Here is a 10,775-nt window from a genome sequence, read left to right on the forward strand (position 1 = left end):
CCCGGCCGGAGCCTGTCTTCGGGCGCGAAGCGACCCGGAGGCCGGGGTGACACCGTGGGTGGGAGACATCGGGGCCGTGCAAACAAACAAGCCGCCCCGGAGGGCGGCCTTGATATTTGACGGCTGGTAACGGTTAGGCGCCGGCCTGGTGGCGGGCGGCGTCCTTGACGGCGTCCTGGACTTTTTCGAAGGCGCGGACCTCGATCTGGCGGATGCGTTCGCGGCTGACGTCGTATTGCTGGGCCAGTTCTTCCAGCGTCGAGGGATTGTCCTGCAGGCGGCGGGCCTGGAAGATGGCGCGTTCCCGCTCGTTGAGCACATCCATGGCACTGGTCAGAAGACCCATGCGCTCGTTGTATTCCTCGTTGTCGCCCAGGCGCGTTTCGGCGCTCGGAGTGTCATCGACGAGCCAATCCTGCCATTCGGAGGAGCCTTCGTCGGCGCGCATCGGCGAATTGAGCGACGCGTCGCCCGAGAGGCGCGCATTCATCGACACGACTTCGGCCGCCGTCACATTGAGCGTGGTGGCGATCTGGGCGATCTGGTCGGGATGCAGATTGCCGTCATCGAGCGCAGCGATCTGGCCTTTGACCTTGCGCAGATTGAAGAACAGGCGCTTTTGCGCGGCGGTGGTGCCGATCTTGACCAGGGACCAGGAGCGCAGGACATATTCCTGGATCGCCGCCCGGATCCACCACATGGCATAAGTGGCAAGGCGAAACCCCTTGTCGGGCTCGAAGCGCTTGACGGCATGCATCAGTCCGACATTGCCTTCCGAGATGACCTCGGAAATGGGCAGGCCGTAGCCGCGATAGCCCATGGCGATCTTGGCGACGAGGCGGAGATGGGAGGTAATGAGCTTTTGCGCCGAAGCTGGATCGGTGTGCTCCTTGTAGCGCTTTGCAAGCATGAATTCTTCATCCGGCTCCAGCATCGGGAACTTGCGGATTTCCTGCAGATAGCGATTAAGCCCGCCTTCGGCAGACAGGACGGGCAGGTTAGTCTGGGCCATGAAGCACCCCTTTCTAGCTCCCCCGCATCGCGCGGGCGGATGGTTTCGCGCCTGTCCGAAACCGGCACAGGGAGCGAAACGCGTTATATGTAGGCGGGAAATCGGTGAATGTAAGAGCGTTGAATCCATGCGAACGTGGCAACGGGGAAAGGGTTCCGTAGGGCACGCCCTCGTGGTTCGAGGGTCGGCTTCGCCTCCCACCTCACCATGAGGGCTACTGGACAATCGCAGTTTGGTAGTCCTCATGGTGAGGTGCAAGTTCTTGCGAGCCTCGAACCACGAGGGCGTGGCACGAGCCTATCGCGCAAATGCCTTGTCGAACTCCTCCAGTGCATCCTGCAGCGTCTGCAAATCTGGTGGTAGGGGCGCTTCGAACAGCATTTCCTGGCCGGTGGCGGGATGCTCGAAACCGAGCTCCGCCGCGTGGAGGGCCTGGCGTCCGAGGGCGACGATGGGGGCGGCGACTTCGGGGGGGAGGCGGTTGATCTTGGTGGCGTAGCCCGAGGCATAGACGATGTCGGATACCAGGGGATGGCCGATATAGGCCATGTGGACGCGGATCTGGTGGGTGCGGCCGGTTTCGAGCTGGCACTGGATGCGGGTGATGTCCCAGCCGTCGCCGCCGAAGCGGGCTGCCACGGCGTAGTGGGTAATGGCCTCGCGGCCGTCCTTGCGCACGGTCTGCTTGAGACGGTTGTTCTGGTCGCGGCCGAGCGGGGCCTCGATGGTGCCCTTGCCGGTTTCGGTGGTGCCCCAGACGAAGGCGATATAGGCGCGATGCAGCGGGCCGGTGCGGCCGTGGTCGGCGAACTGGGCGGACAGGTGCTTGTGGGCCGTTTCGGTTTTTGCCGCGACCATGACGCCCGAGGTATCGCGATCGAGCCGGTGGACAATGCCGGGGCGCTTGACGCCGCCAATGCCTTGCAGGCTTGTGCCGCAGTGAAAGATCAGGGCGTTGACCAGCGTGCCGCTGGGGCTGCCCGGAGCGGGATGGACCACCATGCCGACCGGCTTGTTGATGACGATGAGCTGATCGTCCTCGTAGAGGATGTCCAGGGGGATCGCCTCGCCCTGGGGCTCGGCATCGTCGGGGGGTGGGGCAATAAGGGTGATTGTCTCGCCGGCCCTGACGCGATATTTGGGCTCGCTGGCGATCTGGCCGTCAATGGCGACGGCGCCGGTCAGGATCAGATCCTTGAGGCGGCTGCGACTGAGGGCGGCATGCGCCTTGGCCAGCACCGCATCGAGCCGGCCGCCGGCCTGTTCGGCAGCGACGACGATTTCGACTTCATCACCATCGATTTCCTCAATGGGCAGGCTGTGCATGAGCGATCCTCAAAATACCGGGCCGGACGCGCCCCCAGCGGATGCGCCGCTGACGCCCGAAGCGACAGCAATGTTCGCCAAGGCCCGCCGTTCCTTCGGGATTTCGATCGGCATCCTCTTGCTGGGCTTTATGGCGATTGGGATTGCGCTTGTCTATCGGGTGATGCGCGATAGTCCGCCCCCGCAAATCGTCGCCGGCATCAGCGTGCCGGCCGGCGCCGAGGTGATAGCGGCGGTCATGGCCGATGGGGCGCTGAACGTCACCTATCGGCTGGGCGGCACGGTGACGCTGGCCGTGTTCGACCGGAGCACGGGCGCGCAGACCGGCTCGGTGGTGATCGCCGCGCCCTAGGCAAGGCTCGGCAGCGTCAGCGGCTTTGGATTTCGCGCAAGGCGGCCATGCGGTCGGTGATATTGCCGCCCTTGCGCCTGCCGCGGGGCAGGGCCTTGGACAAAGGGCCGGTGCTTTCGCCCTCGTCGGCAAAGCGCTGGACGCGGTCGAAGAGGCTTTCTTCTGGCGCCGCGACCACGGGGGGTTCGGTGTCGACGGCATAGACCAGGCGGCTGACGCCCGAGGCGATGTCGTTGAGGCGGTCGCGCAACGGCTCCTCGGCGGTACGATCGGTGCCCCAATCGGCCAGGATGGTGGCCTCCACGCCGGCGACGCTGGCGCGCAGGGCATCGAGATCATCATCGCGGTTGAGCTGGTCGGCCAGGAGCCGACTCGGGGACCCGCCCGATTTCTGCTCCAGCTCGCCGGTTTCGGCCAGGATGGCGTTGAGCCGGGTTTCGGCGCTGGCGAAACGGGCTTCGGCGGCCACCAGGATGTTGGTTTCGAGGGCGGGCAGGCTCGGCTTGCCGGCCGGCAGCGGGTCGGCAGGGTTATGCTCGCTGGCACGTGCGGCCATTTCGCGCTCGGCCATGTCCAGGCGCCGGGCGAGTTCGGTGCCTTCGCGTTCCAGTTCGCTGACGCGGCTGCGCAGGGCGACTTCGCGCTCCTCGACCTGCCTGACCACATCGACCTGCTGACTGCGCTCGGCCGTCAGCACGCCAAGCTCGGTGCGCTTGCGGTCGGCATCGCTTAATTGCTCGGCGAGGCGCGTGCGCAGGGTCTCGACGCTCATTTCCAGGCGGCGGGTGGACAGCGCGAACTGGGCGCGCAACTGGTCCTTGTCGGCACGAAATTCGGCCATGGTGATCGGGGTGGCCGCCTCGATGCGCCGCTTGGTCAGGCGCACGGCACGACGCCAGACCGCCGGCATGATGATCAGCGCCAAGAGGCCTGCGGCAAGCAGGCCAAGCGCAAAATACATGATGTTCTCGATGAGCATCGACCGAACTCCGCCGCGCCGGGGTCGCAGGCAAAACGCTGGTGTGGCAGCCGCTTCGGCAATCACAGCCGAACCCTAACCCCTTTGGCTTGCCCCGTCACCGCCGGGCAGGCGCCGAACGCCGGGGCAGCCAGGTTCTACGATCAAATCTTGGCGCTTAGAAGGGGTTCCAGGTCGGCTCGGGGGTGAATTTGAGGTAGCCGACATTGAGCCCGAGCCGGGCGCCGACGCCGGAGCGGATCGGCACCATGACGATATTGCGGTTCTTGATCACCGTCATGCCCAGCCCACCCAGCACATAGGCGGAGCCATCGACGCCGGCAAAGCGGCCATAGACTTCCTGCACCTGGGCCAGGTTATAGACCAGCATCATGGTCTTGGAACCATCGCCGCCGACATCGAAGCCCAGGCTCGGGCCCTGCCAGAACACCGGGATCTCCCCAGCATTGCGGGTATAGAGCGTGCCCTGGCCGTAGCGGGCGCCGGCAAACAGGGCGCCGCCGGCATCCTCGCCCAGGATATAGCCGTTGGGCAGGCCGAACTGGCTGACCGAGCGTTCGATCAGCGAGGCCAGGCCCTGGGCGACCGAGCCGAAAAAGGCGCTGCCGGTATCGACCAGTTCCTCGCCCGAATAGGTATCGCTGAGCGAGCCCTGTGCCAAGGCGAGGGGAACGGGCGCAAGCATTGCGGTCAGCACCGCAAGAATGAGGCCTAGGCGCTTGAGCATATTGTCCTCCAGAGGCGCAGCGGTGGTTAAAAAGACGGTAAGCTTTGGCGGCTACCCTGGGGCCGCCCATAGCGATCAGTGCTGGCGATCATGACGCAAACCTCTAAACAAATCTTAACCATGCTCGCCTTTGTTCTGCCGCTTTTGGGCGTTGCGGCCCCGGCCTGGGGGCAGTCGATCATCAGCGAGATCGTCACCGATCCGCTGACCGGCATCGCGCTGGGCGGCATGGACCCGGTATCCTATTTCACCGAAGATGCGCCGCTTTTGGGGCGAGGCGATCTGGAATATGTCTGGAAGGGCGTGCCCTGGCACTTCGCCAATCCGGCCAATCGCGATGTGTTCGAGCGGTCCCCGGCCATCTATGCGCCCCAGTTCGGCGGGCATGGGGCGATGAGCGCGGCGCGCGGCTTCGTGTCAGACGCGGACCCGATGATCTATACCGTGTTCAAGCAGCGGCTGTACCTGTTCTATTCGGCGGGCAGCCGCGAAGCGTTTTTGCTGGCGCCCGATGCGGCGGCCAGCAAGGGCGCGGCCAATTGGCCGGATTTGGCCAAAACGTTGTCGAGCCGTTAGGGGCGTCCCATTCCGATATCGGGGCTCTCGCACCCCCGCCTTGATCCTCCCCCTGCAGGGGGAGGCGTCGACCGGGGATGTTAGTGGAGTCCGACGTCGGGGCGAGGGTGCGCGCGGGCGGGGCAAAAATGCAGGCTATGTTTACCGTTGTGCCGCTATTGTCTGGCAACTGATTCCCGAAGGTCCGCAGACCCACCTTGTTACGGAGACCGCATTCATGGCCGATATCATCGAGCTCAACGCAACCGATCTGGCGGCCATGCTGTGCTCGCGGGTGTGTCACGACCTGATCAACCCGATCGGGGCGATCGGCAATGGGCTGGAAGTGCTGGCCGATCCCAGCCAAGGCGACATGAGCGAGGGTGCACGCGACCTCATCGCCAGCGCCGCCAGGCAGAGCCGGGCCAAGCTGGAATTTGCGCGCCTGGCCTATGGCGCGTCATCGACGGCGGGCACCGATATCGACACGCGCGAATGCGAGCGGGTGGCGCGCATCCTGTTCGAGATCGAAAAGGCGGATCTGGAATGGACCGTGCCGCTGATCCTGTTGCCCAAGCACAAGGCCAAGCTGTTCATGAACATGCTGCTGATCGCCGCCATGTCGGTGCCGCGGGGCGGGCAGGTGACGGCCAGCATTACCGGGGCGGCGGGCAGCGAAAGCTTCGCCTTTACCTCCAGAAGCGATCCGGAAAAGCGGCAGAAAACCCTGATCCCGTCGGGTTGCGTCGGCCTGCTGGCGGGCGTGCCGGAGGAAGGGTTCGTCGACGCACGGGGCATCCAGCCGTTCTATACCGGGATTTTGGCGCGCATGACCGACATGGACATCGCCATCGGCATCGAGAACGAGCAGTTCTATCTCAACGCGGTACCCAAGGCGCAAGCTGTGGCGGCCTGATGAGGCCGGCGCGCTTCTTGGCGTGGATGACCGGCGTTCACAGCGGTTTGTGGAACGCCGGCGCTAGGCGCGTTCATGGGCAGCGAAATGCGCCATCTGGGCGTCATAGGCGGCCTTGAAGGCGGGACGCGCGCAGGCTCGATCGATATAGGATCGCAAGGCCGGGAAATCGCCGGCAGTCATGACCTTGGGGACGCGCAGAACGTCTGACATCAGGATATCGGCGACGGAAAACTGTCCGGCGGCGAGCCATTCGCGCTGCGTCAATATAGCCTCAAGGTGTTGCAGGCGCTGGACTACCCAGCCCTGGAGGGGGTTGTCCTGATTGTTGGACAGGCCGATGAACCACCACGGCACCGTAACCATTTCGATCGAGTTGAGCGCGGCAATGGTCCATTCCAGGGTCTCGGCCTCGCCCCTGGGCGTGCGCGGCATCAGTTTTTCGCTCTTGCGCGCCAGATACAAGAGGCAGGCGCCACTTTCGAACAGGGTTATGCCGTTCTCTTGCAGAACAGGCACCTGGCCAAACGGCTGTCGCAAAAAGTGCTCCGGTCCGCGATTGTCGAACGGGACGGACCTGACCTCGTAGGGCAGGCCGGCCTCTTCGCAGGCCCAGCGCAAGCGGATGTCCCGGACATGGCCACGGGGACCGGACTTGCCTGCGGGCACCCAGTCATAGGTCCAAATGATCAACGGCTCGGTCATGTTCCTTCTCCTGATTGACCTATAGCGTCCCGCTCCGCTCGTGGAAAGCGGCGCAGATGTGCCGCGCGGTGGCCGAGGGCGACCGACGTGGCAGCGATCCGGGCACCAGCGTCGGCCTCTTTCCGAACGCATTGCTAACCATTCGGTAGGTAGTGGACGCCATAATGGCCGGGCGTCTGCCTTTGCGAGAGTCCTGCCATGAAATCCTGCCTGATCGTTGATGACTCCACCGTCGTTCGCACCGTGGCACGGTGCATCCTGGAGGATATGGATTATATCGTGGACGAGGCCGAGGACGGCCAGGAAGCCTTCGACAAGTGCCGCCATGAAATGCCCGACGCGATCCTTTTGGATTGGAACATGCCGGTCATGAGCGGGCTGGAGTTCCTCAAGCTGTTGCGTGCCTATGTCGGCGGCGACAAGCCGCGCATCGTCTATTGCACGGTGGAGAACGATATCGGCGTCATCGCCATGGCGCTCAAGGCCGGTGCCAGCGACTATATGATGAAGCCGTTCGATCGCGCGGTGCTGGAAGCCAAGTTCGAGATGGCGGCCTGATCAGGGCCTGGCTATCAACCTGGCCCCGTGGCGACCCATGCGGCAATCGTCGGTAAACTGCGCGGCGGCTTCCGGATCGGCGCGGAAGCGCTGATACTGGTCCTCCTCGATCCAGAAATAGGCCTCGTATTCGACCGCGAGCAGCGCCCCGCTCACCGGCGTCGAGAGGAAAGGGCGACCGTTTCGGCGATCGCGTCCCAGGGTGAAGCGATGCTCCCGGCTCACGAAATCATCGATCAGGTGGACGTTCGCCACGCTCAATCGTCCTCGGCCCGGCCCAGCAGATAGGCTTTTTCGCGCGCGTTCTGGGTGAGCTGCGCGGCCTTGCGGAATTCGCGCCTGGCCTCGTCGTGCCGGCCAAGCTTGCTCAGCATGTCGCCGCGCACGCCGAACAGCAGGTGATAGGCCTTGAGCGCCGGATCGTCCTTGATCGTGTCGATCAGGGCCAGGGCGGCGACCGGCCCATCGGCCATGGAGATGGCAACGGCGCGGTTGAGCTCGATCACGGGCGAGGGGGTCACCTGCGCCAAGACGGCATAGAGAGCGGCAATGCGGGGCCAGTCGGTATCGGCGGCCTTGCGGGCGCGGGCATGGCAGGCGGCGATGGCGGCTTGCAGCGCGTAGGGTTTTTCGGCGCCGCCAAGCGCAATGGCCCGCTCGAGCGCATCCAGACCGCGACGGACCAGCAGATGGTCCCAACGGGAGCGGTCCTGATCGAGCAGCAGGATGGGCTCGCCGGTGGCGTCGGTGCGCGCGCCGGTCCGCGAGGCCTGGATTTCCATCAGCGCGACCAAGGCGTGCACTTCGGGCTCGTCGGGGGTGAGCCGCGCCAGAACGCGGCCGAGGCGCATGGCCTCCTCGCACAATTGCGGGCGCATCCAATCGGCGCCGGCCGTGGCGGAATAGCCCTCGTTGAAGATCAGATAGAGCACGCCCAGCACCGAGGCCAGCCGTTCGGCGCGCTCGGGCCCGCGCGGCACCTCGAAGGGAATATGGGCTTCGGCAATCGTCTTTTTGGCGCGCACGATGCGCTGGCCGATCGTGGGTTCGGCAACGAGGAAAGCGCGGGCGATCTCGGCGGTGGTGAGCCCGCCCAGCAGGCGCAGGGTGAGCGCGACGCGCGACTCGGGCGGCAGCACCGGATGGCAAGAGGTAAAGATCAGGCGCAGCAGATCGTCGCCGACGTCGTCGTCCAGCGCGTCGTGCAGGGCTTCCAGGTGGTCGGGCGCATCGGTTTCGATGCCATGGCCGACCTCCACCAGCTTGCGAGCGGCCATCTTGTTGTGGCGAAAATAGTCGATGGCGCGGCGCTTGGCCGTCTGCATCAGCCAGGCGCCCGGATTGTCGGGCACGCCGGCCTGGGGCCAGGATTTCAGCGCCACCAGGAGCGCGTCCTGCGCCAGTTCCTCGGCCATCGAGATATCGCGCACCATGCGCGTCAGCCCCGCGATCAGGCGGGGTTGCTCGAGTTTCCAGACCGTGTTGATGGCCCGGTGGGTTCGGGATTCGGCGGCTTGATCCATGGATGGATGAAAGCAGGATAGGGTGGCGGGGGCAAGTGCAGGCTGGATCGATAGGCAAGACCAACAAGCAAGGCCCCTCACCCTAACCCTCTCCCCGAGGGGGCGAGGGGACTGTTCGGTGGACGAGGCAAGATCAAGCCTCATCGCAAATCTGGTCCCCTCGCCCCTTCGGGGAGAGGGATAGGGTGAGGGGTGCCTCGCCCTATCGTGTTACCAATTGTTCGTTGGCGTCGCGCCAGGCTTGTTCTTTTTGCAGGTGTTCCTGGCTGATGTCGTCGACGGCGAAGTCGGAGGCTTCGAAGACCTGGCGCAGCTCGACTTCCTGGCCGTCTTCAAAGGGGATGCGTTTGCACCATTCGATGGCTTCGTCGCGCGTCTTGGTCTGGATCAGCCAATAGCCGGCGAGCAGTTCCTTGGTTTCGGAAAACGGGCCGTCGGTGACGGTGACCGTGCCGGCCTCAGACTTGATGCGGGCGCCCTTGGCCGACGATTGCAGGCCTTCACCGGCCAGCATCACGCCGGCATCGATCAGGGCCTCATTGTATCGGCCCATGGCGGCGATGAGCTCGGACGACGGCATTACGCCGGCTTCGCTTTCGGGGGAGGCTTTGACGAGGATCATGAAACGCATTTTTTGGAACTCCGGTGGTGGCTTACATGCCCATGAAGGATTTCGGGGTTTGGTCCTGAAGGAAGGGCTCGATCACCGACAACAGCAGCGCGGGCTGGTTGATGACGGCGGTATGCGAGGTGGCGGGCAGGATGGCGAGGCGCGAGGCGGGCAGGGGCGCTCCCATATCGCCCATGATGCCACCGCCGAGCAGGCGGAAGAAAGCCACTTCATGCTCGAGCGTGACCACATCGGCGTCACCGGCAATGATCAGCACCGGGCTTTTGATGGCCTTGACATCATCGCCCCAGGCCATCGGCTCCTTTTCCAGCGCAATCAGCTTTTCGACCAAAGCGGGAAAGCCGTCCTTGTCGACGGCCAGGGTCTTGTAGGCGGTCTCCATCGGCGTTCCCAGCATCATCTCGGGCGTCATCTGCGGCACGAAGGCGGCAAAGGCTGGCTGCATGCCGGCCATGTCGTAGCCACCCGAGGCGCTGACCAGCTGATCGACCTTTTCGGGATGGCGGATGGCCAGCTGGATGCCGGCGCCGGCGCCCAGCGAATAGCCGAAGATGTCGGCTTTCTCGATGGCGAGGGCGTCCATGAGGCCGGCGACGTCGTCGGCCAGATTGGGATAGGTGATGGGCCGGTCGATGTCGTTGGTGCGACCATGGCCCTGGAATTCGATGGCGATGACCTTATGGGTCTTGGCCAGCAGCGGGATGATCTCGCCCATGTCGGGAATGGTCATGTAGGCGCCGGGCAGGACCACGAGCGGATCGCCCTCGCCGGTGATCTCGTAATAGATGTCCATGCCGTTGACGGGGACGGTTTCGGCCTGGGCGGCCTGGGTGGCCAGCAGGGTTGCGGCGGTCAGGAGCGGGGCGATGAGCTTGTGCATGGGCGGGTCCTCAGGTCGTGGCGCCGGTGGGCGTGGCGCTTCTGGTAACACGACGAGCGGGGTGGACGCGGTTCGACAGGAGGGTGGATGTTTTTTGCAGGAACCTGGGTTCGCCTTGCCCTTTGAGGGGCGGGTTGGCCTGGATATTGGGGCCAGACCACCCCCACCTTGATCCTCCCCCTCAAGGGGGAGGTATTGACTGAGGCGTTTCGGCAAGAGGCTTAGTCGGGAGATAAGCCTGCGCTCAAGGGGGGGAAAGAGCCTGATGGTCAGCTTCGCGCAAAAACCAGAACCCCGCGCAGGGGAGGCTGCGCGGGGTTCGGTGTGACGGTGCCGGGAGCTTCCTCGCCATTCGAGCTGCCAGTCGACCATAGGTCTGGTGGCCTTCTTGCCTCAGATCGCTCCACTGGAGCGATTTGCCCTCACGGGACGGCGCGAAGTCAGGCGCTTTCGGAATATTCGTGCTCGTCGGGTTCGCGCAGGACATAGCCGCGACCCCAGACGGTTTCGATGTAATTCTTGCCGCCGGTGGCGACGGAGAGCTTCTTGCGCAGCTTGCAGATGAAGACGTCGATGATCTTGAGTTCGGGTTCGTCCATGCCGCCATAGAG

The 10,775-nt window shown here is 64.5% G+C and carries 14 protein-coding genes; 4 read left to right on the top strand and 10 right to left on the bottom strand.

Features of this window, described 5'->3' with window-relative positions:
* Positions 1-133: 133 nt before the first annotated feature.
* Positions 134-1,012, bottom strand: coding sequence for an RNA polymerase sigma factor RpoH (gene rpoH / locus ACFE8X_RS17575; RefSeq protein WP_375452799.1), 879 nt, complete (start codon positions 1,010-1,012; stop codon positions 134-136).
* A gap of 297 nt (positions 1,013-1,309) precedes the next feature.
* Entirely contained in the window at positions 1,310-2,338 is a 1,029-nt protein-coding gene (locus tag ACFE8X_RS17580; RefSeq protein WP_375452800.1) for an RluA family pseudouridine synthase, read from the bottom strand.
* On the opposite strand from ACFE8X_RS17580, the gene ACFE8X_RS17585 reads away from it, so the two are divergent.
* Entirely contained in the window at positions 2,337-2,690 is a 354-nt protein-coding gene (locus ACFE8X_RS17585) for a hypothetical protein (protein ID WP_375452801.1), read from the top strand. The genes ACFE8X_RS17580 and ACFE8X_RS17585 overlap by 2 nt on opposite strands.
* 16 nt (positions 2,691-2,706) lie before the next feature.
* On the opposite strand, the gene ACFE8X_RS17590 is transcribed toward ACFE8X_RS17585, so the two are convergent.
* Together ACFE8X_RS17590 and ACFE8X_RS17595 are read right to left on the bottom strand one after the other, a co-directional pair.
* On the bottom strand, positions 2,707-3,669 hold the full coding sequence (locus ACFE8X_RS17590) for a hypothetical protein (protein WP_375452802.1): 963 nt from the start codon (positions 3,667-3,669) through the stop codon (positions 2,707-2,709).
* Between the two features lie 157 nt (positions 3,670-3,826).
* Positions 3,827-4,354, bottom strand: a complete 528-nt coding sequence (locus ACFE8X_RS17595; protein ID WP_375452811.1) for a DUF1134 domain-containing protein — start codon at positions 4,352-4,354, stop codon at positions 3,827-3,829.
* A 162-nt stretch (positions 4,355-4,516) separates the two neighbouring features.
* On the opposite strand from ACFE8X_RS17595, the gene ACFE8X_RS17600 reads away from it, so the two are divergent.
* Together ACFE8X_RS17600 and chpT are read left to right on the top strand one after the other, a co-directional pair.
* The gene (locus ACFE8X_RS17600) at positions 4,517-4,972 is read left to right on the top strand and encodes a YHS domain-containing (seleno)protein (protein WP_375452803.1); all 456 of its coding nucleotides are present in this window, start codon (positions 4,517-4,519) and stop codon (positions 4,970-4,972) included.
* A gap of 217 nt (positions 4,973-5,189) precedes the next feature.
* Positions 5,190-5,867 carry a histidine phosphotransferase ChpT gene (chpT, locus tag ACFE8X_RS17605; RefSeq protein ID WP_375452804.1) on the top strand — a complete coding sequence of 226 codons (678 nt, stop codon included), beginning with the start codon at positions 5,190-5,192 and terminating at the stop codon, positions 5,865-5,867.
* 63 nt (positions 5,868-5,930) lie between these two features.
* Here chpT and ACFE8X_RS17610 read toward each other — a convergent pair whose 3' ends face one another.
* A complete protein-coding gene (locus ACFE8X_RS17610) occupies positions 5,931-6,572 on the bottom strand; it encodes a glutathione S-transferase family protein (RefSeq protein ID WP_375452805.1) in 642 nt (213 codons plus the stop codon).
* 198 nt (positions 6,573-6,770) lie between these two features.
* On the opposite strand from ACFE8X_RS17610, the gene ACFE8X_RS17615 reads away from it, so the two are divergent.
* Positions 6,771-7,130 (top strand): PleD family two-component system response regulator, encoded by a 360-nt coding sequence (locus ACFE8X_RS17615; RefSeq protein WP_375452806.1) that lies wholly within the window; start codon positions 6,771-6,773, stop codon positions 7,128-7,130.
* On the opposite strand, the gene ACFE8X_RS17620 is transcribed toward ACFE8X_RS17615, so the two are convergent.
* The 5 genes from ACFE8X_RS17620 to ACFE8X_RS17640 form a co-directional block, all read right to left on the bottom strand.
* Entirely contained in the window at positions 7,131-7,385 is a 255-nt protein-coding gene (locus tag ACFE8X_RS17620) for a hypothetical protein (RefSeq protein WP_375452807.1), read from the bottom strand.
* A gap of 2 nt (positions 7,386-7,387) precedes the next feature.
* Positions 7,388-8,653: an RNA polymerase sigma factor gene (locus ACFE8X_RS17625; RefSeq protein ID WP_375452808.1), complete on the bottom strand. Its 1,266-nt coding sequence runs from the start codon at positions 8,651-8,653 to the stop codon at positions 7,388-7,390.
* 202 nt (positions 8,654-8,855) lie between these two features.
* Positions 8,856-9,284, bottom strand: coding sequence for a YciI family protein (locus tag ACFE8X_RS17630; RefSeq protein ID WP_375452809.1), 429 nt, complete (start codon positions 9,282-9,284; stop codon positions 8,856-8,858).
* A 22-nt stretch (positions 9,285-9,306) separates the two neighbouring features.
* Positions 9,307-10,164 (bottom strand): alpha/beta fold hydrolase, encoded by an 858-nt coding sequence (locus ACFE8X_RS17635; RefSeq protein WP_375452810.1) that lies wholly within the window; start codon positions 10,162-10,164, stop codon positions 9,307-9,309.
* 440 nt (positions 10,165-10,604) lie between these two features.
* Positions 10,605-10,775 (bottom strand): helix-turn-helix domain-containing protein (locus ACFE8X_RS17640; RefSeq protein ID WP_375452812.1); only part of this gene is annotated, 171 nt, incomplete at its 5' end.

It is taken from the genome of uncultured Devosia sp. (genome assembly GCF_964244875.1).
Classification (GTDB): Bacteria; Pseudomonadota; Alphaproteobacteria; order Rhizobiales; family Devosiaceae; genus Devosia.

Coding starts and splice junctions, on each gene's coding strand:
- rpoH (WP_375452799.1), bottom strand. CDS start 1,012: ATGGCCCAGACTAACCTGCCCGTCCTGTCTGCCGAAGGCGGGCTTAAT.
- ACFE8X_RS17585 (WP_375452801.1), top strand. CDS start 2,337: ATGAGCGATCCTCAAAATACCGGGCCGGACGCGCCCCCAGCGGATGCG.
- ACFE8X_RS17580 (WP_375452800.1), bottom strand. CDS start 2,338: ATGCACAGCCTGCCCATTGAGGAAATCGATGGTGATGAAGTCGAAATC.
- ACFE8X_RS17590 (WP_375452802.1), bottom strand. CDS start 3,669: ATGCTCATCGAGAACATCATGTATTTTGCGCTTGGCCTGCTTGCCGCA.
- ACFE8X_RS17595 (WP_375452811.1), bottom strand. CDS start 4,354: ATGCTTGCGCCCGTTCCCCTCGCCTTGGCACAGGGCTCGCTCAGCGAT.
- ACFE8X_RS17600 (WP_375452803.1), top strand. CDS start 4,517: ATGCTCGCCTTTGTTCTGCCGCTTTTGGGCGTTGCGGCCCCGGCCTGG.
- chpT (WP_375452804.1), top strand. CDS start 5,190: ATGGCCGATATCATCGAGCTCAACGCAACCGATCTGGCGGCCATGCTG.
- ACFE8X_RS17610 (WP_375452805.1), bottom strand. CDS start 6,572: ATGACCGAGCCGTTGATCATTTGGACCTATGACTGGGTGCCCGCAGGC.
- ACFE8X_RS17615 (WP_375452806.1), top strand. CDS start 6,771: ATGAAATCCTGCCTGATCGTTGATGACTCCACCGTCGTTCGCACCGTG.
- ACFE8X_RS17625 (WP_375452808.1), bottom strand. CDS start 8,653: ATGGATCAAGCCGCCGAATCCCGAACCCACCGGGCCATCAACACGGTC.
- ACFE8X_RS17630 (WP_375452809.1), bottom strand. CDS start 9,284: ATGCGTTTCATGATCCTCGTCAAAGCCTCCCCCGAAAGCGAAGCCGGC.
- ACFE8X_RS17635 (WP_375452810.1), bottom strand. CDS start 10,164: ATGCACAAGCTCATCGCCCCGCTCCTGACCGCCGCAACCCTGCTGGCC.